Raw genomic sequence first — 22,648 nt, 5'->3', positions numbered from 1 at the left:
GCGCGGTTTTTGCCGCGCCGTGGGGAGGGTTATTCAGGCCGGAAGTTGATGAGGTTACCGTCTTTGAGTTGCCAAACGATGCTGTCGCGCAGAACGAGGGCGGGCACATCGGCAGTACTGGATGCGAGGCGCTGCTGGCCGATGAGGTCGCCGCTGGCGCCGTCCAGCCAGTGCAGCCAGCCCTGGTAGTCAATGACGCCGACGCGGCCGTCCGGCAGGGTGAAGGGCGGCGAGAGGTAGCGCCCTTCAAGGCGGTCGTTTTTCCAGCGGATGCTGCCGTCGCGGCGGTTCAGGGCGATGACGTGGTCAATATCGCTGACGAGGTACACGCCGTCACGGCTGAGGGCGATGTCTTTTTGTGTCGAGACCTGTTCTTGCTGCCACAACGGCTGGCCTTTTTGCAGGTCAACGGCGAAGAGCATGGATTGGTAGGCGGCACCGTAGAGGATACCGTCGCCGACTTGCGGGGTACTGTCCATGTCCACCAGGCGGGCGACGGGGTTGCTGCCGGCGCTGCTGGCGATGCGCTGTTCGACGACGGGCAGGCCAGAGCGCTGGTCAAGGACGACGAAGTAGCCGTTGTCGGTGGTGAGGATGACGACACCGCCGCCCACGACGGGTTCAGCGTTACCGCGCACGCTGAGGACTGGTTCTTTGATGCGGTAACGCCACAGTTCGCTGCCATTGGCAGCGTCGAAGGCGGTGAGGACGCCGTCAATGCTGCGCGCAAAGACGAGGCCGTCGGCAACGACCGGTGCGGCCAGCATCAGGCTGGACAGCGGTGCGCGCCATTCGGTTTCACCGTCTGCGGCAGAGAGCGCAAGCAGGTCACCGTTGCTGGTGCCGAGGTAAACGTTGCGGCGATCCACGGCAACACCAGCGCTGATGTTGTTGCCGAGTTTTTGTTGCCAGGCGGTACTGCCATCGCTGTTGTAGGCATAGAGGCGGCCATTGGCGGAGACGGCATAGATGCGCCCACCCCAGGTGGCGGGTTTGAGGGCAAGGCCTTCGTCTGCACCGCCGCTGCCGAGTTTGTGTTTCCACAACAGGGTAGCGCCTGCGCCGCCGCTGGCAGCGGGCAGGGGTTTGGGCGCAGGGCGGTTGTCTTTGCCGAGGAAGAAGTCAGAAGTGGACGAGCAGGCGCTCAGGGCCAGAGCGCCGGCAAGCAGCAGGACACTGCGGCGGGTGGTTTTCATTGGCCGTTTCCTTCAAGCGCCAGGCGGGCTTGCAGGGCGTTGATTTGCAGGGCGGTGGCGGGCGCAGGCGCGAGTTGCTGGCTGCGTTCGTAATCGGCCAGTGCCTCTCTGGTTTTACCCTGTTTGTCGTGGATGTAACCTTGCAACGCTGCCGCCTGGGCAGTGTAGGCGCTGTCGCGCAGTGATTCGCTTTGTTGCAGGGCTTCGTCATAGTTACCTTGGGCAGCAAGCGTGAGGGCCAGTTGCCAGCTGGCGCTTTGCGCGAGCAGTTCGTCTTTGCTGGCAGCAGCCAGTTTCAGCGCAGCCATTGCGTCATCGGTTTTGTTTTCTTTAAGGTAGGCACCCGCCATGTTCAGCGCGGCCAGTTCGGCGATTTCCCCGCCTTTTTTGAGCAGGCTGTCGTAAGCGTCCGCAGCATCTTGCGGTTTGTCCTGTTCAAGGGCTTGCAGGATGGTGTCGAGTTGGGCCGATTCGTTGTTGCGCTGTTCCGCCTGTTGGCCTTGCCAGTAGCGGTAGCCGCTGATAGCGCCAAGCCCCAGGACCAGGCCGATGATGATGGTCAGGCCGTATTGTTGCAGCCATTCGCGGATGAGTTCGAGGGTTTCTTCGTCGGTTCTGTCGCTCATGGGGTTTCCTTGTTGCGTGCTTCGAGGTAGGCGGGCAGGTCGGCAAGCGGCAGGGTCTGCTGGCTGCCGTCGCGCAGGTTTTTCAGGGCGGCGCTGCGGGTAGCCGCTTCGTCATCGCCAATGATAAGGGCGTAGTGCGCGCCTTCCTGGTCGGCTTTGCGGATTTGCGCTTTCAGCGGCTGGATTTGGTTGTGGGCGATGACGCTGATGCCGCGCGCGCGCAGGGTTTGCACCAGCGGCAACAGCAGGCAGAGGTGGGCATCAGCGGTGGCAATGGCGTATACCAGCGGTTGCGGCATGTGGAAGATGCCGCGCTGTTGTGCGAGCAGCATGATGCGCTCAATGCCGAAGGCGAAGCCGGCTGCCGGGGTCGGTTTGCCGCCGAGTTGTTCGATGAGGCCGTCGTAGCGGCCACCGGCGGTAACGGTGCCCTGGGCGCCAAGGGCATCGGTCGTCCACTCAAAGACGGTGTGACAGTAGTAGTCAAGGCCGCGAACCAGGCGCGGATTGCGCTGCCAGGCGATGCCGAGGGCGTCCAGCAGTGCGCAGAGTTGCGCGAAGTGGCTGCGGCTGGCTTCGCCGAGGTAATCGTCAAGGATAGGGGCACCATCCAGCACGCGCTGCACGCCCGCATTTTTGCTGTCGAGGATGCGCAGCGGGTTGGTGGTGAGACGGCGGCGGCTGTCTTCATCCAGGGCGTCGATGTGCTGTTGCAGGTAGGCAACGAGTGCCTGCTGGAAGGCGTGGCGCTCTTCAGCGAGGCCGATGGTGTTGATTTCAAGCGTCAGCAGATCAAGGATGTTCAGGCGACGGAAAAGGTCGGCGCAAAGGCTGATGAGTTCGGCGTCTTGTGCCGCGCCGGCGATGCCTAGCGCTTCAACGCTCACTTGTGAAAATTGACGGCTGCGCCCTTTTTGCGGGCGTTCGTAGCGGAACATCGGCCCTTCGGCGTATACGCGCTGCGGCTGTTGCAGTTTGCCGTGCTGGATCATCGCCCGCACCACGCCGGCAGTCGCTTCCGGACGCAGGGTGATGCTTTCGTCGTTACGATCAGCGAAGGTGTACATCTCTTTGCTGACCACGTCGGTTTCTTCACCAACAGCGCGTTTGAACAGGCCGGTTTGTTCGAGCAGCGGCAGCTGCAGCGGGTGATAGCCGTAGCAGGCGAGCACGTCGTGGATGCGGTCGTGCAGTTGTTGCAGGTAGTCGGCTTCGGGCGGGAAGATGTCGTTCATCCCGCGCAGGGACTGGATTTGCGGTTTAGCCATTGGGGATGTCTACGTTGAAGCGGCGGCCGGAATTTTTCTGACGGTAGTTGTCCAGTGGCTGTTCCTGGCCGTTGATGAGCATGACGACACCGTCCGGACGGCCGATATTGAAGTTGTACGGTGCTCCGTCGGCAGGCAGTTCGACTTTTTCACCTGGCTTGATGATGCGCGATACTACGGATTTGCGTTTGTTGTCCTGGATTTGTACCCAGCTTTCGGTTGAGAAAGTGAGCTGGATACCGCGTGAATCCTCGCTCACTACCGGGGCTTGTGTGATGCTGTTATCAGTAGCAGGCGGAGTTTCGCTGCTGCCAGCCATTGTCGCGGTGTCAGCAGGCGGGGTAATGCCGTTGATAACTTCGGGATTGACTGGCACGCCTTCCGGAGTGGTCGGCGGGACTTGCGGGTTACCGCCGACTTCCAGCACGATGTCTTCGCTATTGTTACCGCCTGGCGGGGTCAGGACTTCGCCTTCTTGCTGTGCCGGCTGGTTAAAAGCGCCGTTGATTTGCTTCATCAACCACGAGTTGTTATCAAAGAGCTGGTAGAGCAGAAAGCCGCCAACCAGCACAACCGGAACCAGGAGCAACCATGAACCAAGATAGCTGCGACGGTAGGAACGGCTTTGGCTTTCGACGTTGGCAGCGCTCAGACGCAGGGCCGGCGGCGGTTCACGCCCGATTTTATTGAATGCCTGACCGACAGCAGCCTCGTTCAGACCGAGAAAGCGGGCATAGAGACTGAGGTAGCCCCGAGTAAAAACCGGCGCACCAATTTCTCCGAAGCGGTTTTGTTCGAGTTTTTCGATGATTTCCTGGCTGAGGTTGGATTGCATTGCGGCAGTGGCGATGGACAGCTCGCGCTTCATTCGTGCCGCCGAGAGGACAGCACCGATGTCAAGGCCGCCCGTGGTGGTGGTTTTTTCGCTCATGGTCAGATCCCCAGCGATTGTGCCTGCGGTGTGTTCTTGTAATTGGCCCGCATGACGCGCACCAATTCTTCTTCCATGCGGCTATCGCCGCCTTTACGCGCCGCTTCGATGCCAATTTTCACGCTTTGCGGGCTGTAGCCGACATAGGTGTGCACCACTTTCAGGTAGCGCAGGGCGCCTGCGGCATCGCCTTTTTGCAGGGAGATTTCCGCCAGTGGCAAGAGGGCGCCTTCGGCCTGCGGATTAACGGCAATGGCCTGTTTGTAGGCGTTTTCCGCCTGCCCGATCTGGTTGCGGGTCGCCATGCAGTTGCCTTCAGCGATGTAGGCTGCCGCCTTGAATTCGGCGTTACGGGCACGCATCTGGTTCAACAGTGTCTGCATTTCACTGTCGCGGTCAAACTTGCAGAGGAAGGTCGCGTAGTTGACGTGGCCAAGCAGGTACTCGGGATGGCTGCGGATAAGTTTTTGGTAAATCTGGTTGCCAGAGGAGATATCGCGTGCTTCTTCGTAAAGCACGGCGAGGATGTTCCAGGCATCCGGCGGGTGTGAGTCGATTTCAATGGCGCGTTTCAGTTTGGGCTCGGCGAGGTCGTAACGCCCCATCTGCACATATTTGGCGCCCAGTTCGACGTAATCCTGATACGCTTGTTTGTAATCGGTTTTCTTTTCGATGCGGGTGGGCAGATCGTTGCTGTCGTCGCTTTTGCTGCCGAAGCCGAAGCTGCTGCAGCCACCCAGCATGACAGCGGCAGCCAGGGCGCTGAATCGTGTGATGGTCTTTGTTTTCATAGGGTTTCCACCTCTTTTCTGGAAAGTTTGCGTTCACGGCGGCTGCGGTCTTTGACCTGTCCCACCAGCTGCCCGCAGGCAGCATCTATGTCTTCTCCGCGTGTTTTGCGGATGGTCGCCACGTAACCGTTTTCGGTCAGATAGCGTTGGAATGCGAGGATGTCGCCGCGTTTCGAGCATTCAAAGCGGCTGCCCGGAAAGGCATTGAAGGGAATGAGGTTGATTTTGCCGGGAATGCCACGCAGCAATTCGACCAGCTGCCGCGCGTGTTCAAGGCTGTCGTTAACACCGCGCAGCATGACGTATTCCCAGGTTACGCCACCGTGCTGACCGTTATGCTGCACGTATTGATGGCAGGCATCAAGCAGGGCATCCAGTCCGTAGCGGGCGTTGACCGGCACAATCTGATTGCGCAGTTCATCGTTTGGTGCATGCAGCGAAACGGCGAGGCTGAGATCAGTCACTTCGCGCAAAGCGTGAATGGCGGGGACAATACCGGAAGTGCTGAGGGTGACGCGCCGTTTTGATAGGCCAAAGGCGTAGTCATCCATCATCAGGCGGGTAGCGGGCAGGACGTTATTGAAGTTGACCAAAGGTTCGCCCATACCCATTAGTACGACATTGGTGACGACGCGGTTGTTGCCGTGGCGGTCACAGTTAAGCATTTCTTTGGCAAGCCAAACTTGCACGATGATTTCACCGCTGGTCAGATTGCGGTTAAAACCTTCGTGAGCGGTCGAGCAGAACGGGCAGGCCAGCGCACAGCCCGCTTGTGAAGAGATGCAGAGGGTGCCGCGATCGTCTTCGGGGATGAAGACGGTTTCAATACTATTGCCGCAGTCGTAGCGGAAGACCCATTTACGCGTGCCGTCGCTGGCAAGGCGGTCGGCGATGACGGTAGGGAAACGCAATTCGGCGGTGGCTTTCAGTTTCTCGCGCAGCGGTTTGCTGAGATCGGTCATCGCGTCGAAATCCGTGACGCGTTCGTGGTAAATCCATTTCATCAGCTGCCGCGCACGGAAGGGTTTTTCTCCCTGTTCGGCGAACCACGCCGTCAACGCTTCGCGGTCAAAGTCGAAGAGGTTGACTTTATCCGTCATCAGCAGCACAGCTCGCGTTCGGCGAAGAAGAAGGCGATTTCGCGGGCGGCGTTTTCTGCACTGTCCGAACCGTGCACGGCGTTCTCGCTCTTGCTACCGGCAAATTCGGCGCGCAAGGTGCCGGAAGCAGCTTCGGCGGGATCGGTCGCGCCCATCAGTTCACGATAACGGGTGACAGCGTTATCACCGCGCAGCACCTGTACCAAGACAGGCCCAGAGGTCATGAAGGCGACCAGTTCGGCAAAAAAAGGACGTTCACGGTGAACGTCATAAAAGCGCGCGGCGTCATCGTGGCTGAGGCGCAACATTTTTGCCGCAACGATAGCAAGTCCCTGTTGTTCGATACGGGCGAGAATTGCCCCGGTATGATGATTGCGCACGGCGTCGGGCTTAACGATGGATAGCGTCAATTGCACAGACATGGATGCTCCGTGAAGAATGTGTGAGGGTAAAAACGGGCGGTATGGTAGCACATAAGGCAATAGTGATTGAAATCAAACACCGCTGCTGTCAGGGAAGAAGACGCGTGGTTGTCCCGCGCAAGCGATTTAATCATATAGCGCGCGCAGGGCGGCAAGGCGTTCCGGCGTGCCGATGTCGCGCCATTCGCCGCTGTATGCTTCGCCGCTCAGTTCGCCGCGCGGCAGGTGGGCGCACAAGATGGGTGCCAGCGGGCGGAAGCCGGGCAGGACGTCCGCAAAGAGGCGCGGATGCAGTACGGCGATGCCGGTGTAGGTCAGGGTTTCACCCGCAATCAGGATGTTGCCCGCCAGCGAGAAGTCACCGCGCGCTTTCCAGGCGGGCGTGGCGGTGAGCAGCAGGTGGGCGAGGCTGTCGGCAGGGTGGTTTTCGCTGAAGCGGCGTAAATCCACGTCGCACCACACGTCTGCGTTAACCACAAGAAACGGCGCGTCTTCCAGCAGCGGCAGGGCCTGGACGATGCCGCCCGCTGTTTCCAGCCCTTCTTCCGGCTCGTGCGAGTAGGTGATGTGCAGGCCGTAAGCACTACCGTCGCCAAGCGCGCTTTCTATCATCGCGCCGCGATAGCCGAGATTGATGACGGCTTCCAGAAAGCCGGCTCGCGCCAGGCGGCGCAGTTGCCAGCCGATCAGGGTGTCACCACCGACACGCAACAGCGGTTTCGGGCAGCTGTCGGTGAGTGCGCCCATGCGTTTGCCGCGTCCGGCGGCGAGGATCATCGCTTTCATGTCAGTCTCTCTTGTAATCGGGGGATAGCGCGGCGCAGTTCGTCCGCCATCCAGGCAGTGTGCGGTAATGCCGCCGCTTCGTCGCAGGCGTAGGTTAGCACCAGGGGCAGGTCGGCGAGATAGCCGCGCTTGCCATCGCGTTCGGCGAGGCGGACGAACAGCCCCAGCACTTTGAGGTGGCGTTGCAGGGAGACGGCATCGCAGGTCTGCGCCCAGTCATCACTGTTTTCTTGTAGCAGGTAGCGGGCGCGGAAACCGGCTTCCCAGCGGCGCACGTCCGCTTGCGGGTAGCGGATGTAGCAGTCGCGGGTGAGTGAGACGAGGTCGTAGGCGGGGCTGCCCCATAGCGCGTCCTGAAAGTCGAGGATACCGATGCTGCCGTCGGCGCGGCGCATCAGGTTGCGACAATGGTAGTCACGGTGTACGCACAGCGCCCTGCCCTGTCCTGCCCGCCCAACCAGCCAGTTTTCGCTTTCCTGCCAGCGCATTGTGTCCACCGCGATGTCCAGCCACGGCAGGAACCATTCGCGGGTGAGCGCCACTTCAGTATGCAGGCGGGAGAATTCGTAAGGCGGGATGTCCGCTTGCAGGGCTGTGGTCGCCCGCTGCCATTGTCCCAGGAGCGTCAGCGCCTGCGGCAGGGTTGCGGCGGCGTTTTCCCGCAGGTCTTGCCAGAGCCAGCGGTCGCCGAAGTCGTCCAGCAGCAGGAATCCCTGCGTGCTGTCGGCGGCATGGATATGTGGCACAGGCAGGCCGCAAGCGGCGAATTGCTGCGCACGTTGCACGAAGAGGTCAATGCCGCCTGCGGCCACAGGTGCATCCATGAGGATGTAGCTAGCGCCATTTGCCTGGTAGCGGTAATAGCTGCGGTAGCTGGCATCGCCGCCCAGTGGTGTGAGGGTTGCCGCCTGTCCCATACAAGAAACCGCGAAAGCACGGCGGGCACTTTCGCGGTCGGTTGTCTGCGTCATGTTCAGGCGGCAGGTTTGGTTTCTGCCGGTTTTTCCTCGGCGGCGGGTTTGGCCTCTTCGGTTTTAGCCCCGGCAGGTTTCGCTTCTTCGATTTTTACTTCGTCAGCCTTTGCTTCTTCCGTAGGCGTAGCGTCAGCTGGCTTGGCTTCTTCTTTCTTAGCGGTGTTCTTTGTCGCCAGCGTATTCAGCTTGTCAAAAAGGCGTGGGTAGTTGTTATCAGCAGCGATGACGTATTTGCCGTCCACGATAAAGCCCGGCACGCCATCCAGTTGCGAGGCATTGAACAAATCGCGTGCTTGGTTGAGCTTCTGCTGCACCGCAAGCGACTTCCAGGCTTTTTCCACATCTTCCTGCTTGGCGCCGTTTTCGACGAGGAATTTCAGCGCCGCGCCCTTGTCGAAGATGATGCCGCGTTTGCCGTCCTTGTGAACCGCGTCAAATATTTTTTCGTCCATTTCCGGGACGGCCATACCGAGTTCACGCACTACATAGAATAGGCGCGCACCACCTTCCCAGTTGCCCGTAAACGCCGGGATGCGGATGAAGTCGATGGAAGCGTCTTTACCGTCGCCCAGCCATTTCTGCAAAGACGGCTCCATGGCATAACAGTGCCCGCAACCATACCAGAAGAAATTGATCACCTGCCCAGCCTTTGCTTCGGTAACCGGCGCAGTCAGTGTGGTGTAATCCGCGCCTTCCACATATTTCAGCTGCGCCTGCGCCCCTCCGGCGAGGGCGGCAGCGAGCAGCATGGCGACAATAGATTTCTTCAACATAAAAACTCCATGAACTAAGAGAGAATAGGGAAAAATGAGGCGCGCATTATACGCATCCGCTCCATCACGCCACGGTGCCTATCCGAACCGTAACGCAGTCAATTTGGCAGCAGTGGAAACCAACCGTGTCTTTGCCCATTTTCCACAGTATTCCCTTTTCTTTCACCGAGTTACACAATAGTTAATAAAATACTTAACTTAATATAAATCCCTAAAATCGTCATTTATATCAATTATCTGGAGAGCCTCGCATGAACGAAATCCTCGCAATTTATTTTGCTGAAGCCTGCCGTGTTGCGGCGCAATTAGCCGATTATTCCCCGCCGCCCACGCCGCTGATTACCAGCGACGCGGTTGCCTTCGGTGTGCTGATGGGGGTGCTGGGGCTGATTTTTCATACCGGCTCGCGCAAGAGCGGTTTTTGGGCAAAGTTTTATACCCATATTCCCATGCTGCTGCTGTGTTATTTCATTCCCGGCCTGCTCAGTACGTTTCATATTGTCAGCCTGGAAAGCAGCAAGCATATTTATTACATCGCCTCGCGCTATCTGCTGCCTGCCGCCTTATTCTTGTTGACGCTTTCTATTGATTTACAAAAGATTATCGGCCTGGGCTGGAAGGCGCTTGTCATGTTTTTCGCCGCAACCGTCGGTGTGGTTCTTGGCGGCCCGCTTGCTGTTGGCTGTTCCATATGTTTAACCCGGAATGGGTGGCAGATGATTTGTGGAAGGGCTTTTCCACGGTCGCCGGCAGCTGGATCGGCGGTGGCGCGAACCAGACCGCGATGAAGGAGCTCCATCATGTCAATGACACGCTCTTCGGCACGATGGTCGTGGTTGATGTGGTAGTTGCGGAGCTGTGGATGATCGGCCTGCTATTCATGGCGAAGAAGTCCGACAGCGTTGACCGCTGGTTGAAAGCGGACACCAGCGCTATTGATACGCTCAAGCATACCGTCGAAAAATATGTACGCGAAAACGAGCGCATTGCACAACTCTCTGATTTCATGGTTATTCTTGGCCTTACCTTTGCCATCATCGGCGTGAGCCATCTCTTTGGCGATCACATCGCCTCTTGGTTCAAACAATTCCCGTGGGCCAAGAGCTACAGCCTGAACAGCGCCTTCCTCTGGCTGGTGATATTGGCGACGGTGTTTGACATCGTATTTTTCTTCACCCGCGCCCGTGAACCAGAACACGCCGGTGGGGCAAAGCTCGGCTCGGTGTTTATTTATTATTGGTCGGCTCTATCGGCATGCAGATGGAGCTGGACAAGATTTTCGAGCATATCGGCGTCATCATGGTCGGCGTTTTCTGGATGCTGTTCCATATCATCTTCATCTTTATAGTCGCCAAGCTCATCCGTGCTCCGAGTTTCTTTCTCGCTGTCGGTTCCAAGGCGAATATTGGCGGTGCAGCCTCAGCGCCGGTCGTCGCTGCCGCATTCCATCCCTCACTGGCACCCGTCGGTGTATTGCTCGCCATCTTGGGCTATGCCATCGGTACCGCCGGCGGTTATCTCACCGGCGAAATGATGCGCCTGATAGTCGGCGGTTAATCGTCATCATGCCGCCCTACGGGGCGGTTTTTTATAGCATTAAGCGAGCAATGCAGCCATATCTGAAAGCCCGCCACAACATCCTGCGCAGCAGCGATAAAGAACTGTGGCACTGTAGCACCAGCATCCAGATCGCCACATCTTTTAACGACTGCCACCTGCAACCTACAACGCCTCTAACCAGCATCACCGCAAGAAGCCACTACTGTCAAACGCAGAAAGTGGGGACTCTTTTCTAAATAGTCTCCCAATAATATATTTATTCATCATCGCTCTAATCCAGATAGCAGGATTCTTATTCCGTCATTCATGGATGCGCAGGGTGAATGGGGCACATTTCCCCACCAAGTGGAATAGCGTCGTCTCCAATAGTGCTGATGCTGGGCATCTCGCTTAATTGACTTTATTTCGTAGTGGATTTAATGGATTAAAGTCTGCCCGAAAGTAGCAAAACCTGCTTTCAGACGACCTGTTTTGGGTAGCGCAAAAATATTAAGGCTTATACCGGGTCTGATAGCCCGGATTTTCTTGAGGACGCAATTGGTTGGGAAATTGACGGTCTGTGGTAATATCCATCGCGGTTTGCTGAATCTGCTTATAAACCTCATAGGGCTTTTCCACAAAACATAGGGCGTTTGTATTACAAAAACGAATGGTCCCCCGCTTGAACAGGGTTTCCATCAAGCCCACATACACGTGCAAATTCTGTATTTCAGGCAGCTCGGCACTGGTGACATCCAGCTCGACAAGCCCAGCGGTGAAATACAGGCGTTTATCGGTAAGTGCATAATCAATGCGGTACCAATTAAAGAAACGGTAAATGGGCGAAAACAGCGCGTACCACACCGGGGCCAGATGAAGAAGCATAAAGAAATCCATATATGGGAAGATTCCGTGCAATGCGGCATTGAACTTCGTCATAAAAAACAAGTCAAAAATCCCCCAACACAGAGCAAAAGGATAAATGAGCGGATTACCCAGTGTATATAAAAAATGATGCGGTTTACCCTGCCACAAGATAGTTTCGTTTTAATCGATGAGATTTTTGAGCATTTTTTCCTCCTGACGGATGGTGGAACATAATTATCGCATCATTAAACCAAAATCTTTCAATTTCATACAACGGTTCCCGGCGATATAGCTTCCATAATCTCTCGTCATTTTTATATCCAGATAGCCCGAATATCGGCATCAAACTTAACCGACTACATATCGCGGGATTGCGCGCTGTACTCTGTCGGAATCTAACACCCTCCACATCCGCTACCCCTCAACACCTTCCCAATAAAACGCTACGAGCCTGCGTCCTCAGTAACGAATCAAGCCTGCCCTGTAAAAAAGCCGGGCGGGTAGTAAGATAGCCGCCCCTTCCCACGGATACCCCGCCATGCACATCCCCGCCCAAACCTACCCGCTCACCCGCAAACGCCGCAACCGCAAGGACGATTTCAGCCGCCGCCTCACCCGCGAACACACCCTGACCGTTGACGACCTCATCCAGCCCGTTTTCATCTGCGAAGGCGAGCAGAAGCGAGAAGCTATCCCGTCCATGCCCGGCATTGCCCGCCTTTCCATTGACCTCCTCCTGGAAGAATGCCGCGAACTGGTCGCCCTCGGCATCCCCGTCATTGCCCCTTTCCCCGTCATCGGCCAGGAACACAAGAGCGCCGATGCTGCCGCCGCTTACGACCCGGACGGCCTCGTCCCCCGCGCCGTGCGCGCCGTGAAAGCGGCCTTTCCGGAACTCGGCATCATGACGGATGTCGCGCTTGACCCCTACACCATTCACGGACAGGACGGCATCACCGATGCCGGCGGCTACATCCTGAACGACATCACCGTCGCTACCCTCATCAAACAGGCGCTCTGCCATGCGGACGCGGGCGTAGACATCGTCGCCCCGTCCGACATGATGGATGGCCGCATCGGCGCCATCCGCCAGGCGCTCGAACAGCACGGCCACGATAACGTGCGCATCATGGCCTATTCCGCCAAATACGCCAGCGCCTACTACGGCCCCTTCCGCGACGCCGTCGGCTCGGCGGCCAACCTCGGCAAAGCCGACAAACGCACCTACCAGATGGATCCCGCGAACAGCGACGAAGCCCTGCACGAAATCGCCCTCGACATCAGCGAAGGCGCGGATTACGTCATGGTCAAACCCGGCATGCCTTACCTCGACATCGTCCGCCGCGCCAAAGACCAGTTCGCCTTCCCGCTTGCCGTGTACCAAGTGAGCGGCGAATACGCCATGCTGAACGCCGCCTTCGCCAACGGCTGGCTCACGCGCGAAACCATCATCATGGAAACCCTGCTCGGCTTCAAACGTGCCGGCGCCGACATCATCATCACCTACTTCGCAAAAGAAGCCGCCCGGCTGCTCAAACACCGCACATGACCTACCGCTGTGCCGTAATCGGCAACCCCATCGCCCATTCCCGCTCGCCGGACATCCACGCCGCCTTCGCGCAAGCGCGCGGCATTGACCTGCGTTACGACCGCATCCTCGCCGAAGCGGATAACTTCGCCACCATCGTTGCCCAATTCTTCGCCAACGGCGGGCGCGGCCTCAACATCACCCTGCCCTACAAAGAAAGCGCCTACCGCCTCTGCGAACAAACCAGCGCCGATGCGCGCCGCGCCGAAGCCGTCAATACCCTGTGGCAGGAAAACGGCAGACTCTGCGGCGACAACACCGATGGCCGCGGCCTGCGCCACGCTCTCGAACACGAGCACGCCTACCCACTCGCTGGCAAACACATCCTCATCCTCGGCGCGGGCGGTGCGGCGCGCGGCGTCATCGCCCCCCTCTGCGCCGCCCGCCCGGCCAGACTGCACATCGCCAACCGCACTACCGCCAAAGCCGCTGCTATCATCGCCGCGCAACAACTGCACACCACCGTGCCGCTCACGGCAGGTAGCCTCGAAGACCTCGCTGCCGCGCCCGCTTACGACCTCATCATCAACGCCACCTCGGCGGCGTTCAACAACACCGCCTTCACCCTGCCGGACAACATCGCCCACCCGCAGACCTACGCCTACGACATGACCTATGGCCGTGACACCCCCTTCCTTGACTGGGCACGCTCGCACCACCTCACCGCCCACGACGGCAGCACCATGCTGCAAGCCCAAGCCTGGCTCTCCTTCCAACAATGGTTCCCCGCATGAAAACCGACCTCATCCAAAACTACCACGACCCCGAACTTGACCTCGCCCCCTTCGCCGCTGCCGGGGCCATCCAGACGAACGATGACGACAGCCTCACCCTCTCCCCCGGCTTCCCCGCACAACAAGAAGAAACCCGCTGGCGCGACGCGCTGGCCGCACTCGGCATCGACACTGCCCGCATCCGCTTCGACTACCGCGTGCGCGCACATGCAAGCGGCATCAAAGCCAACCCGCAAATCAAAAATATCATCGCCGTCGCCTCCGGCAAAGGCGGCGTCGGCAAATCCACCCTCTCCGTCAACCTTGCCATTGCCCTGCACCAACTTGGTGCGCGCACCGGCCTGCTGGATGCCGACATCTACGGCCCCAGCCAGGCGCGGATGCTCGGCGGCGCGACCCGCCCGACCAGCGAAGACGGCAAAACCATGCAGCCCGTCAACCGTCACGGCATCCAGACCCTCTCCATCGGCGACCTCGTAGATGAAGACACCGCCATGATCTGGCGCGGCCCGATGATCAACCAGACCCTGCTGCAACTCTACCGCGAAACCCGCTGGCACGACCTTGACTACCTCATTATCGACCTGCCGCCCGGTACCGGCGATACCCAGCTCACCCTCGCCCAGCAAATCCCGGTCGCGGGCGCCGTCATCATCACCACCCCGCAGGACATCGCCCTGCTCGACGCCAAAAAAGCCAAAACCATGTTCGACAAAGTGAACATCCCCATCCTCGGCCTCGTCGAAAACATGAGCGTGTATACCTGCCCAAACTGCGGCCATGAAGCGCATATCTTCGGCAAAGACGGCGGCAAACTGCTCGCCGTCAGCCACCACATGCCCTACCTCGGCGGCGTGCCGCTCGACATCCGCATCCGCGAAGAAACCGACAACGGCAACCCGACCACCGCCGCCGCACCGGATAGCGACATCGCCCGCCGCTACCGCCGCATCGCCCTGCGCACCATGGCGCAACTCGCTGCAAGAGAAAGCATCACGCAGGCCTTCCCCAACATCGTCGTCGAAAAATAAGCGAGACGCCGCCTCTCACGCCCGGTAGCCTAGGCTCACCGGGCAGGGACTAATCCGCCGTTACAAGTCCGGTTTTATCCCGCTTGGCGGCTTGCTACGAGCCCAGTGTTTATCCCGCTTGACATGTGTCTACAAAGACGCTTTGTTGTGCTGGCTTGCGCCTTCGCCATTGACCCTACTGGCTTGACAACAACTACCTGCTCTTTCAATTCGACCGTAAACGGGTGTTGTCGCTGGCGACATTGTTTACTCCGGTTTAATCAGCGACGCTTGTGTTGTTCGCTGTAATCCCAGTACGACAAAAAGCCCCTCGCCAACTGCAAGGGGCTTTTTGTGTAGACACATCAAGCAAAGCCCGTAAGTATCACGGGTTTGCTGCTTTTCTCTGTTTCGCTGCCGTCATTAAATCCCTTTGCCGCTGAAAACGTTAAGGACTGTGCTTGCTGTCAGCCAGTGTAGTCGTTGCGGTATCTGCCTACGCTGAAGAGGAGAAGGAGGAAGGTCAGAAAATTGATGTTCAGCAGCAAGATCCCACCGGTGCGGGGGATGGGGTGCTGGTAGTAAAAGTTGAGCGCGGTCGGCAGGTAGTAGCTGAAAGCGCCGTATTCGAAGCGGACGGTTTGCAGGCCGTAGAGGACAATAAGGGTGAGATAACCGCTTTTTTGTCCCCGGATGATTTGTACGGCGCCGTAGATACCGGCGATGGCGGTCGCGAGCGCAATGAGGGCTGCAAAACCACTGTAACCGCTGTTACGCAGGGTGGCGCAGGCGATTTTGTACGGCAGGGCGGCGTCGTATGCGCAACCGGCAGCGGCGAGATTAAGGCCGCTACCGAAGAGGCGTTTCAGCATCCACAGGGCAAAAATGCCGCTTGCGGCGGCGAGCAGGTAGGTTTCGAGAACGGGGCGGTGCTGGATTTTTTTCATGGTTGACGAATAGGGTGAGGGGGCAGGTCGGTAAGATCCCAGCGGGCTTTGACGGCGATATTGAGCGGACTGTCATGCCCGTCGTAACGTTGCGCGGCGGCGTAGGCGATCATCAGGGCGTTATCTCCGCAGAGCGCAAGCGGTGGGAAATACACACGTTTGCCGCGTTTATCGGCTTCTTGTTGCAGGGCTTGGCGCAGGGTGCGGTTGGCACTGACGCCACCGGCAACGACGAGGTCGCGGTAACCGGTTTCTTGCCAGGCACGGCGGCTTTTGATGACGAGGGTATCCACCACAGCCTGCTGGAAGGCGGCAGCGATGTCAGCATGGGTTTGCGGGTCATCGCCCTGTTCTTCGATGAGCAGGCGCACTTGGGTTTTGAGTCCGCTGAAGCTGAAGTCCATGCCGGGGCGGTTGGTCATCGGGCGCGGCAGCGGGAAACGGTCGGCATTACCCTGTGCGGCGAGTGCTGCCAGCTCAGGACCGCCGGGATAGGGCAGACCGAGCAGTTTCGCGGTTTTATCGAAGGCTTCGCCGACGGCGTCATCCAGGGTTTGCCCCAACAGACGGTAGCTGCCTGGTGCATCCACAGCCATGAGCTGGGTGTGCCCACCGGAGACCAGCAGGGCGATATAGGGCAGTTGTGGCCGGGCAGCAGTATCCAGCAAGGGTGAGAGCAGGTGTCCTTCCATGTGGTGGATGGCGATAGCGGGGATATTGAGGCCGTAGGCGAGTGCGCGTGCGTATCCCGCTCCGGTCATCAGCGCACCGAGTAGGCCGGGGCCAGCGGTATAGGCGATGAGGTTGATGTCGGTGAGCGTTTTGCCCGCACGTTCGAGGGCCTGTTGCAGGATATGCGGCAGGCGGCGCAGGTGGTCGCGCGCGGCAAGCTCGGGGACGACGCCGCCGTGGACACGGTGCAGTTCGATTTGGGAATAGACTTCGTTGGCGAGGATACCTTCGTCTGCGCTGTACAGGGCGACGGCGGTTTCGTCGCAGGAGCTTTCAACGGCGAGGATGAGCGGTGTGGTCATGGTCGTTGTAAAAAGCGGCAGCCCCGCACTGGGACGGGGCTGCCGTGGTGTTCGTGGGAATGGTCAGGAGAGGAGCATCAGGCGTTTGGCAATCTGATCGGCCAGTTTGTTTGCACCGTGCAGGATGTGTGCCAGCATAGCGCTTTGGGTGGACTGGATGAGGATGATGAGTGCTTTGTCGTCAACGCTGACGGCGCTGATATAGACTTTGCCTTTTTCGCTGTCAATGGTGATGGATTTGCTGTTGCCGAGGTCAAATTCGGAGATAAGCGAGGAGCCGAGGGCAAAGAGCGAGCTACCTACGGCGGCAAGGTTGTCGGCACTATGTTTGTTGTCATCAGTGTGGGCGGCAATCTCGAAGCCGTCAGGCGTGGCAAGCAAGACATTTTTGACGCCCGGCGTGTCTACGGCAAAGGTTTCCAGTGCGCGGGTGCAGTAACTGACAAAGGTACTTTCGCGGTAGTCTTCTAATGTTGCCATGGGCGTTCCTTAGTTGATCTCTGCTTCGATGGAAGCTATCAGGGTTTCGACCAGCAATAATACATCATCCCGTTTCCGGGCATCCACTTCGAATATCGGGAATTTGAAATCGCGCGCTTCGAGGATTTTGAAGCTTTCGGCAAGGGTCAGATAGTTGTGTTCGACGTCGCAATGGGTGATGCCAACGACGATGCTGTTCATTTTGTGTTTATGGAAATAGTCCACGTAATACGGCAGTTCTTTCACTGCTTTCGGCATGGAGCTATCCACCAGGACGATGGCGCCAAGTGCCCCTTCGGTAACGACACGCCAAACCAGTTCGAAACGTTCTTGCCCGGGTGTGCCATAGAGGCCGACTTTGGTGTCCGGTGGCAGGATGATTTGCCCGTAGTCAATGCCAACAGTGGTCAGCAGTTTGTTATGCGCTTTTTTATCGCTGTTGACGACATCGGTTGAGACAACTTCTTTGTCTGAGAGCGCCTTGATTGCTGTAGTTTTGCCGGCACCCATACTGCCTGCGAAGATGATTTTGAATTCTTGCATGATGTGTTGGTTATCCGATAAATGTTAGAGGCCGAGCTTTTCACGCAGACGTTGCAGCAGACTGCGCTTTTGTTCCACTTTTTCTTTTTCTTGCGAGCTATATGCACGTTTGACTTGTTCTTCGGCAACGAAGCTGCCCTGTTCGAGTCTCTGCACTTGTCCCGCCATCAGGGTGGCAAAGAGGAAGCGACGGATGCGGTCATAGGAATAGGAGGTTTTTTCGAAGAGGGTCTCGATGTTGACCGGATGGGTCTGCGCGCAGGTGGCAAGACGTAGTGCTTCGGTACGTCCATGTCTACCAAGCGGTTGCGGGAAACGGATCAGGCGGTAATAGGCCTGATCGTCAATGTCCTGGCGACCGTCCATATTCGATTGCCATAGGCTTTCAAAGAGCCACAAGTCGAATTGCAGTTTGCGTGCATTGTCGGGAATATCGTCATTGTCAGTCGCGACCCAAGTCCAAGAATCAAAACCGGGTACGGCTTCGCGCGGGTAGTTGATGTACACCAACCCTTCACGCGGCTTGATCCAGGTAATATTGCGCTCGTGCGTGGCGCGGATAACCATGTGATCGCGGCGGCGGATATGATTGAGTAGTTCGCGTGTATTGCTGCTTGGCACAGCATCCGTGGTGCTGTGGTGGGTCGGTGCCGACGCTGCAGTCGTAGCCGTCGCTGCAGGTGAGCCGTGGCCACCAAAGAGTTGATCCAGCCACGAAACGGCGTTGCCATTGTCGGTATCACGCAAATCCAGGGCGGGGAAATGGTACTGTTTAGCCTGAGCGGCACCGTCATCGTTGTTATAGGCGCAAACAATGGGGCAACGCACCAGCGAGATATATTTCTGAATCTGGGGAGTGGGCAGGAAACTGGCGTTAATAACCACGCCGTTCAGCCCCTTGTGGTTGGCAGCGACCCACACAATGGATGAGCCTTGCGGCGCGCTGTTGATAAGTTTCTTGATACGGGTTTCCGATTCAGGAGAGAACCCGAGCAGGCAGATATTATGGTTATCCGGCATGACGAGAGTTTCCATGTCACTGAGTTACATAAAAATAACGCTCCCTATTTGGTGGTAGGGAGCGCGTGATGATATCCCCCCGATCAGGAAAAATCGAGTTCTTTTTCGAAGCTGCGCAACTCGTGACGAGCCATAGCCAAATTGGAACGGGCACGATCCAAAACGAGATAGAGGAACAATTTTTCGTTGCGTTCCAGCGGACGGATCAGGTGGTAGCTTTTGCTAAGGGTGATAAGGATGTCTTCAATACCGTCGTTCAAACCCAAGGATTTGGATACACGACGTTTGGCATTGAGAACTTCGGTGTTACCGGCGGCTGCCAGCTCAAGATCAATACCTGAACCTTCGGTAGCAAGTGCGAGACCGCTGTCAGAATCTACCAGTGCTGCAGCTTTGAAACCGTCAATATCTTGCAGGCTGCTGAGATCAATTTTAGCCATTGTGATTTACTCCAAGTGATATAACTATTTTGCATAACGCCTAAGGCACCTGCCACTATGCTTCAATCATACCTATTCCCAAAAAACATTTGATAACAATAGACTGTATGCCTAAATGCCCCCATCCCTTTACCTGATAGGGCAATATTGCTGTAATGCTGCCCTAGTTTTGAACCTCTTGAACGCCAATGCAACAAGATTTTGACATCGCCACACTAGAATTGCTGGATGCGGCTGTTGCAGAAATCAGGCAACATGCTAATAACAAAGTCTATTATCTGGAAGGTACGCTGGGGGCGGGGAAGACGGCTTTTGTTCGCAGCTGGTTGCGACAGGCGGGTTATCCGGGTGCCGTACAGAGTCCGACTTACGCCCTTATGCACGAATATTATATAGGTCAACATACTATTATTCATGCAGATTTATACCGCTTGGCGACAGTGGATGAGCTCTTGTACCTTGATGTACGCGACTGGGAAACACGAGCCACCTATATATTTATCGAATGGGCACAAAACGGCGGTGATCTGCTGCCTAAGGCTGACGTAATCTGTCAGTTCTCCTACCAAGGTGGCTGCCGCACATTGTCGGTCACGGATGTTTCCTGCGGCAAAAGCCACTACTGATTTCAGAAACAGATGGGGCATAATAGCGCCTTGACCACATTCAACGGAAAACCCCGTGTTGCGAAAAGGACTCTTGTTCATCCGATTATGGCGCAAATTGTTGCTTATTCTGCTGGGATGCAGTTTTTTTTGTTATCCATCGTCCGCTTGGGCGGTTGTTTTACAAGACGTACGCTATAACCGCCTGCCGGACAAAATCCAGCTCGTTCTTGATCTTGACCGCCCAACGATCTTTCAACAATTCAGCCTCGCCGGACCGCCGCGCATCGTTCTTGACATTCCTGATGCCAGCCGCAGCGGGCGGGCGGGTATTACTATCGGCGCCGGTGCGGTAAACAGCATCCGCACCGGCTTCAGCAACGAGACCACCCTGCGCGTCGTTATCGATCTGCGCTACACCGCCAAGGCCAATATTTACACGATGCCGCCGGAAGGAAATCGCGGCAACCGCATCGTGATTGACATCTACGACAACCTCGCCGCCCCAGCGCTGACCCTGGAATCGCTCGAAAGTGAAGCGCAGCCGCCCTACGTCGTCTTTGCCGGCGCAGCGCTGGAGAATATGCACGACAACGGCATCAGTATTAACAACAATATGTCTATCGGCAATGCCCCCCCCTCTCCCGGCGGCGGACAAGTTGCCATTCAGCCTCCCCCACCACCGCGCAGCAGCGGTGTCCCTGTTGCTATCGATGCGCCACCACGTAGCACAGGCGTTCCCGTCACCATCAACGCACCGCCGCGTAGCACGGGTGTACCCGTCGCTATCGATGCACCGCCACCTAACAGCGCACCACCATCCTTCCTGCAAAACGCTCCGCTGCCCACCTTCCCACAAGACCGTGTAGCTGGCAGCAAAACCGTCACCCAAGCCCCGCCGCGTCCGCCAGAAAGCCGCCCCGCCACCGTTACCGTTGAGCGTAAAATCTCGGCGACCGGGAAAGTCGAAAAACAGAGCAACATCATTGCGCCCGCGTCTATCTCAAAGAAAACCATTGTCGTCGCCATTGACCCTGGCCACGGCGGCAAAGACACCGGCGCAGTCAACCCCGGCAGCGGCCTGCGCGAAAAAGACGTCGTTCTGCAAATCGCATACCGCCTGAAACAACACATAAACAGTAAAAAAGGCTTCAGCGCCTTCCTTACCCGCAGCGACGATACCTACATCCCGCTACCCGAGCGCCCCAGCAGCGCTCGCCGCCGTGGTGCCGATCTCTTTATCTCCATCCACGCCGATGCCGTGGAAAACAGCACACCCAGCGGTTCGTCTGTATACATCCTCTCCACCAAGGGGGCAACTACCGCCATCGGGAAGTACCTCGAACGCACTGAAAACTCGGTAGACCTGCGCTGGGGTGTGGATGTCAGCAAATACGATGATGATATCCAGCAGGCTCTGCTCGGTATGCAGCAAGAAGCGACCATCGAATCCAGCTACATCCTTGCGCAAAAAACCCTGAATGAACTGGGCCGCATCGGTAAAGTCCATAAAGGGCAAGTGCAGCGTGCCAACTTCGTCGTACTGCGCTCGCCGGACATCCCTTCGATGCTGGTCGAAACCGCTTTTATCTCCAACCCCGACGAAGCGCGCAAACTCGCTTCACCTGCCTATCAGGAACAACTGGCACAAGGCATCGCAAACGGCGTGGTCAGTTACTACAAAGAACACCTGCCGCAGCATATGCTGCTCGGGAAATAAGGAAATTACATGACGATAGGCCGCAAAATCGTCCTCATCGGCCCGATGGGTGCGGGGAAAACCTCACTGGGCAAACGACTTGCTGCGCGCCTGCGCTGGGATTTTGTTGATACCGACCATGCCTTGTGCGCGCGCACCGGTGTGGACATTCCGACCATTTTCGCGCAAGAAGGCGAAGCGGGCTTTCGCAAACGCGAACACGCCACCCTTGCCGCCGAACTTGCCGACCCGCGTGAACGCGTCGTTGCCTGCGGCGGCGGCATCGTCATTAATGCCGGCAACCGCCGCCTGATCGCTGGACAATTTTTGGTGGTCTTCATTGATGTCTCCGTGCACCGGCAAATCCTGCGCATCGGTCGCGACCGCAACCGCCCGCTGGTGCAAAATACGGACAATCTGCAAGCTAAACTCGAGCAACTGCGCGACGAACGCCTCGGCCTCTACGAAGGCCTGGCTGATATCCGTATCGATACCGACAATAATCACTTCACCAATTCCTTCAAGCAGCTGCTGCACGAAGTGGAAAGCCGTCTGCGCCACGAACGCTGAATTCGCCGCCTTCTCACCCAAACAAAAAAGCGCCCCGCAGGGCGCTTTTTTACATCAGACCGATTTATTCGACGATGACTTTACCACGCATGACGGCGTAGTGCCCCGGGAAAGAGCAGAAGAAGTCATAGTCGCCTTTAGCTTCAAACACCTCGGTTTTGAAGGTGACATCGGCTTTTTCGCCACCACCAATGAGTTTGGTGTGAGCGATCACTTTGCCGCCTTCTTCATCCACGTAGTTTTTGGTCGGGCCAGCTTTAATGCCTGCTTGTGCAGCGGCATCCACATCGGCGGTTTTGGTGATAACGACGTTGTGGCCCATTGCAGCAGCAGGCAGCTTGCCAACGTGGTCAAGCTCTACGGTAAATTCCGGGCAGGTGGCTTTGTTGATCTTGAATTCTTTCAGGTCGAATTTCATCGCATCGTCAGCCTTCAGCACGACTTTGCAATCACCACCGGCTGGAGCAGCAGCACCTTCGGCAGGTTTGGCAGCATCTTCAGCGAGAGCACCGACGCTCATCAAGGCGACAATAGCGGGGATCATCAGTTTTTTCATGGTGTATACCTCTTGAGTTGAAGGGAAGGAAAATTCGCGGCGCATAGTAGGAGGGTACCCGGCAAAATGCAATTCGTTCGCGCTTGTATTGCGTGAATGTCACGCTTTTGCACAACGTTGTTCACACACTATCACAACCGCGTTTCCGT

Annotated in this window: 25 protein-coding genes and 1 pseudogene; 8 read left to right on the top strand and 18 right to left on the bottom strand. The window is 57.3% G+C overall.

Features of this window, described 5'->3' with window-relative positions; genetic code table 11:
- Positions 1–29: 29 nt before the first annotated feature.
- The 10 genes from bamB to DY250_RS06300 all read right to left on the bottom strand — a co-directional run bounded on the left by bamB (position 30) and on the right by DY250_RS06300 (position 8,867).
- The gene (bamB, locus tag DY250_RS06345; RefSeq protein WP_115611558.1) at positions 30–1,196 is read right to left on the bottom strand and encodes an outer membrane protein assembly factor BamB; all 1,167 of its coding nucleotides are present in this window, start codon (positions 1,194–1,196) and stop codon (positions 30–32) included.
- Positions 1,193–1,822 (bottom strand): YfgM family protein, encoded by a 630-nt coding sequence (locus DY250_RS06340; protein ID WP_115611557.1) that lies wholly within the window; start codon positions 1,820–1,822, stop codon positions 1,193–1,195. Before DY250_RS06340 ends, bamB begins: the two co-directional genes overlap by 4 nt.
- Complete coding sequence (gene hisS, locus DY250_RS06335) at positions 1,819–3,090, bottom strand: histidine--tRNA ligase (RefSeq protein ID WP_115611556.1); 1,272 nt, start codon at positions 3,088–3,090, stop codon at positions 1,819–1,821. Before hisS ends, DY250_RS06340 begins: the two co-directional genes overlap by 4 nt.
- Positions 3,083–4,021, bottom strand: coding sequence for a helix-turn-helix domain-containing protein (locus DY250_RS06330; protein WP_115611555.1), 939 nt, complete (start codon positions 4,019–4,021; stop codon positions 3,083–3,085). The genes hisS and DY250_RS06330 overlap by 8 nt, the downstream gene beginning before the upstream one ends.
- A 2-nt stretch (positions 4,022–4,023) precedes the next feature.
- Positions 4,024–4,812 carry a tetratricopeptide repeat protein gene (locus tag DY250_RS06325; protein ID WP_115611554.1) on the bottom strand — a complete coding sequence of 263 codons (789 nt, stop codon included), beginning with the start codon at positions 4,810–4,812 and terminating at the stop codon, positions 4,024–4,026.
- Positions 4,809–5,912, bottom strand: a complete 1,104-nt coding sequence (gene rlmN, locus DY250_RS06320) for a dual-specificity RNA methyltransferase RlmN (protein ID WP_006985070.1) — start codon at positions 5,910–5,912, stop codon at positions 4,809–4,811. Before rlmN ends, DY250_RS06325 begins: the two co-directional genes overlap by 4 nt.
- The gene (gene ndk, locus DY250_RS06315) at positions 5,912–6,334 is read right to left on the bottom strand and encodes a nucleoside-diphosphate kinase (protein WP_115611553.1); all 423 of its coding nucleotides are present in this window, start codon (positions 6,332–6,334) and stop codon (positions 5,912–5,914) included. The genes rlmN and ndk overlap by 1 nt, the downstream gene beginning before the upstream one ends.
- Before the next feature lie 126 nt (positions 6,335–6,460).
- Positions 6,461–7,120: an N-acetylmuramate alpha-1-phosphate uridylyltransferase MurU gene (murU, locus tag DY250_RS06310; RefSeq protein WP_115611552.1), complete on the bottom strand. Its 660-nt coding sequence runs from the start codon at positions 7,118–7,120 to the stop codon at positions 6,461–6,463.
- Positions 7,117–8,091, bottom strand: coding sequence for an aminoglycoside phosphotransferase family protein (locus DY250_RS06305; RefSeq protein ID WP_115611551.1), 975 nt, complete (start codon positions 8,089–8,091; stop codon positions 7,117–7,119). The genes murU and DY250_RS06305 overlap by 4 nt, the downstream gene beginning before the upstream one ends.
- A gap of 2 nt (positions 8,092–8,093) precedes the next feature.
- Positions 8,094–8,867, bottom strand: coding sequence for a thiol:disulfide interchange protein DsbA/DsbL (locus tag DY250_RS06300; RefSeq protein WP_115611550.1), 774 nt, complete (start codon positions 8,865–8,867; stop codon positions 8,094–8,096).
- A 371-nt stretch (positions 8,868–9,238) separates the two neighbouring features.
- On the opposite strand from DY250_RS06300, the pseudogene DY250_RS14890 reads away from it, so the two are divergent.
- Positions 9,239–10,424, top strand: a pseudogene (locus tag DY250_RS14890) (DUF819 family protein).
- Between the two features lie 50 nt (positions 10,425–10,474).
- On the top strand, positions 10,475–10,663 hold the full coding sequence (locus tag DY250_RS13690) for a hypothetical protein (protein WP_147293470.1): 189 nt from the start codon (positions 10,475–10,477) through the stop codon (positions 10,661–10,663).
- 253 nt (positions 10,664–10,916) lie between these two features.
- Here the strand turns inward: DY250_RS13690 and DY250_RS06290 are convergent, their stop codons facing one another.
- Positions 10,917–11,441, bottom strand: a complete 525-nt coding sequence (locus tag DY250_RS06290; RefSeq protein WP_218565553.1) for a PH domain-containing protein — start codon at positions 11,439–11,441, stop codon at positions 10,917–10,919.
- A 370-nt stretch (positions 11,442–11,811) separates the two neighbouring features.
- Between DY250_RS06290 and hemB the strand changes: the two genes are divergently transcribed.
- Genes hemB through apbC form a run of 3 tightly spaced genes read left to right on the top strand, consistent with a single transcriptional unit; the run spans position 11,812 to position 14,626 of the window.
- Positions 11,812–12,822 carry a porphobilinogen synthase gene (gene hemB, locus DY250_RS06285; protein WP_115611549.1) on the top strand — a complete coding sequence of 337 codons (1,011 nt, stop codon included), beginning with the start codon at positions 11,812–11,814 and terminating at the stop codon, positions 12,820–12,822.
- Positions 12,819–13,595, top strand: a complete 777-nt coding sequence (aroE, locus tag DY250_RS06280) for a shikimate dehydrogenase (protein ID WP_115611548.1) — start codon at positions 12,819–12,821, stop codon at positions 13,593–13,595. The genes hemB and aroE overlap by 4 nt, the downstream gene beginning before the upstream one ends.
- Entirely contained in the window at positions 13,592–14,626 is a 1,035-nt protein-coding gene (gene apbC / locus DY250_RS06275) for an iron-sulfur cluster carrier protein ApbC (protein ID WP_115611547.1), read from the top strand. Before aroE ends, apbC begins: the two co-directional genes overlap by 4 nt.
- A gap of 446 nt (positions 14,627–15,072) precedes the next feature.
- On the opposite strand, the gene DY250_RS06270 is transcribed toward apbC, so the two are convergent.
- The 6 genes from DY250_RS06270 to DY250_RS06245 all read right to left on the bottom strand — a co-directional run bounded on the left by DY250_RS06270 (position 15,073) and on the right by DY250_RS06245 (position 19,069).
- On the bottom strand, positions 15,073–15,552 hold the full coding sequence (locus tag DY250_RS06270) for a hypothetical protein (protein ID WP_006985054.1): 480 nt from the start codon (positions 15,550–15,552) through the stop codon (positions 15,073–15,075).
- Positions 15,549–16,586: a tRNA (adenosine(37)-N6)-threonylcarbamoyltransferase complex transferase subunit TsaD gene (tsaD, locus tag DY250_RS06265; protein ID WP_115611546.1), complete on the bottom strand. Its 1,038-nt coding sequence runs from the start codon at positions 16,584–16,586 to the stop codon at positions 15,549–15,551. The genes DY250_RS06270 and tsaD overlap by 4 nt, the downstream gene beginning before the upstream one ends.
- 63 nt (positions 16,587–16,649) lie before the next feature.
- Positions 16,650–17,066: a roadblock/LC7 domain-containing protein gene (locus DY250_RS06260; RefSeq protein WP_115611545.1), complete on the bottom strand. Its 417-nt coding sequence runs from the start codon at positions 17,064–17,066 to the stop codon at positions 16,650–16,652.
- A gap of 9 nt (positions 17,067–17,075) precedes the next feature.
- Entirely contained in the window at positions 17,076–17,609 is a 534-nt protein-coding gene (locus tag DY250_RS06255; protein WP_006985051.1) for a GTP-binding protein, read from the bottom strand.
- A 24-nt stretch (positions 17,610–17,633) separates the two neighbouring features.
- Positions 17,634–18,629: a hypothetical protein gene (locus DY250_RS06250; RefSeq protein ID WP_115611544.1), complete on the bottom strand. Its 996-nt coding sequence runs from the start codon at positions 18,627–18,629 to the stop codon at positions 17,634–17,636.
- Positions 18,630–18,712: 83 nt separating this feature from the next.
- Positions 18,713–19,069 carry a roadblock/LC7 domain-containing protein gene (locus DY250_RS06245; RefSeq protein ID WP_006985049.1) on the bottom strand — a complete coding sequence of 119 codons (357 nt, stop codon included), beginning with the start codon at positions 19,067–19,069 and terminating at the stop codon, positions 18,713–18,715.
- Between the two features lie 188 nt (positions 19,070–19,257).
- Here DY250_RS06245 and tsaE point away from each other — a divergent pair, with 188 nt between their 5' ends.
- The 3 genes from tsaE to DY250_RS06230 all read left to right on the top strand — a co-directional run bounded on the left by tsaE (position 19,258) and on the right by DY250_RS06230 (position 21,943).
- Positions 19,258–19,695 carry a tRNA (adenosine(37)-N6)-threonylcarbamoyltransferase complex ATPase subunit type 1 TsaE gene (gene tsaE / locus DY250_RS06240; RefSeq protein WP_006985048.1) on the top strand — a complete coding sequence of 146 codons (438 nt, stop codon included), beginning with the start codon at positions 19,258–19,260 and terminating at the stop codon, positions 19,693–19,695.
- Positions 19,696–19,795: 100 nt separating this feature from the next.
- Entirely contained in the window at positions 19,796–21,394 is a 1,599-nt protein-coding gene (locus DY250_RS06235; RefSeq protein ID WP_245951051.1) for an N-acetylmuramoyl-L-alanine amidase, read from the top strand.
- 9 nt (positions 21,395–21,403) lie between these two features.
- Positions 21,404–21,943, top strand: coding sequence for a shikimate kinase (locus DY250_RS06230; RefSeq protein ID WP_006985045.1), 540 nt, complete (start codon positions 21,404–21,406; stop codon positions 21,941–21,943).
- A gap of 64 nt (positions 21,944–22,007) precedes the next feature.
- Here the strand turns inward: DY250_RS06230 and azu are convergent, their stop codons facing one another.
- Positions 22,008–22,499 (bottom strand): azurin, encoded by a 492-nt coding sequence (gene azu / locus DY250_RS06225; RefSeq protein ID WP_115611542.1) that lies wholly within the window; start codon positions 22,497–22,499, stop codon positions 22,008–22,010.
- Between the last annotated feature and the right edge of the window lie 149 nt (positions 22,500–22,648).

It is taken from the genome of Cardiobacterium valvarum (genome assembly GCF_900460955.1).
In the GTDB taxonomy this organism is placed as follows: Bacteria; Pseudomonadota; Gammaproteobacteria; order Cardiobacteriales; family Cardiobacteriaceae; genus Cardiobacterium; species Cardiobacterium valvarum.
Note: the sequence above shows the minus strand (reverse complement) of the source record. Positions and strands in the feature narration are given on the sequence as shown.

Bases quoted from the DNA above. Each gene is read 5' to 3' on its own strand.
- bamB (WP_115611558.1), bottom strand. From the start codon at position 1,196: ATGAAAACCACCCGCCGCAGTGTCCTGCTGCTTGCCGGCGCTCTGGCC.
- DY250_RS06340 (WP_115611557.1), bottom strand. From the start codon at position 1,822: ATGAGCGACAGAACCGACGAAGAAACCCTCGAACTCATCCGCGAATGG.
- hisS (WP_115611556.1), bottom strand. From the start codon at position 3,090: ATGGCTAAACCGCAAATCCAGTCCCTGCGCGGGATGAACGACATCTTC.
- DY250_RS06330 (WP_115611555.1), bottom strand. From the start codon at position 4,021: ATGAGCGAAAAAACCACCACCACGGGCGGCCTTGACATCGGTGCTGTC.
- DY250_RS06325 (WP_115611554.1), bottom strand. From the start codon at position 4,812: ATGAAAACAAAGACCATCACACGATTCAGCGCCCTGGCTGCCGCTGTC.
- rlmN (WP_006985070.1), bottom strand. From the start codon at position 5,912: ATGACGGATAAAGTCAACCTCTTCGACTTTGACCGCGAAGCGTTGACG.
- ndk (WP_115611553.1), bottom strand. From the start codon at position 6,334: ATGTCTGTGCAATTGACGCTATCCATCGTTAAGCCCGACGCCGTGCGC.
- murU (WP_115611552.1), bottom strand. From the start codon at position 7,120: ATGAAAGCGATGATCCTCGCCGCCGGACGCGGCAAACGCATGGGCGCA.
- DY250_RS06305 (WP_115611551.1), bottom strand. From the start codon at position 8,091: ATGACGCAGACAACCGACCGCGAAAGTGCCCGCCGTGCTTTCGCGGTT.
- DY250_RS06300 (WP_115611550.1), bottom strand. From the start codon at position 8,867: ATGTTGAAGAAATCTATTGTCGCCATGCTGCTCGCTGCCGCCCTCGCC.
- DY250_RS13690 (WP_147293470.1), top strand. From the start codon at position 10,475: ATGCAGCCATATCTGAAAGCCCGCCACAACATCCTGCGCAGCAGCGAT.
- hemB (WP_115611549.1), top strand. From the start codon at position 11,812: ATGCACATCCCCGCCCAAACCTACCCGCTCACCCGCAAACGCCGCAAC.
- aroE (WP_115611548.1), top strand. From the start codon at position 12,819: ATGACCTACCGCTGTGCCGTAATCGGCAACCCCATCGCCCATTCCCGC.
- apbC (WP_115611547.1), top strand. From the start codon at position 13,592: ATGAAAACCGACCTCATCCAAAACTACCACGACCCCGAACTTGACCTC.
- DY250_RS06270 (WP_006985054.1), bottom strand. From the start codon at position 15,552: ATGAAAAAAATCCAGCACCGCCCCGTTCTCGAAACCTACCTGCTCGCC.
- tsaD (WP_115611546.1), bottom strand. From the start codon at position 16,586: ATGACCACACCGCTCATCCTCGCCGTTGAAAGCTCCTGCGACGAAACC.
- DY250_RS06260 (WP_115611545.1), bottom strand. From the start codon at position 17,066: ATGGCAACATTAGAAGACTACCGCGAAAGTACCTTTGTCAGTTACTGC.
- DY250_RS06255 (WP_006985051.1), bottom strand. From the start codon at position 17,609: ATGCAAGAATTCAAAATCATCTTCGCAGGCAGTATGGGTGCCGGCAAA.
- DY250_RS06250 (WP_115611544.1), bottom strand. From the start codon at position 18,629: ATGCCGGATAACCATAATATCTGCCTGCTCGGGTTCTCTCCTGAATCG.
- DY250_RS06245 (WP_006985049.1), bottom strand. From the start codon at position 19,069: ATGGCTAAAATTGATCTCAGCAGCCTGCAAGATATTGACGGTTTCAAA.
- tsaE (WP_006985048.1), top strand. From the start codon at position 19,258: ATGCAACAAGATTTTGACATCGCCACACTAGAATTGCTGGATGCGGCT.
- DY250_RS06230 (WP_006985045.1), top strand. From the start codon at position 21,404: ATGACGATAGGCCGCAAAATCGTCCTCATCGGCCCGATGGGTGCGGGG.
- azu (WP_115611542.1), bottom strand. From the start codon at position 22,499: ATGAAAAAACTGATGATCCCCGCTATTGTCGCCTTGATGAGCGTCGGT.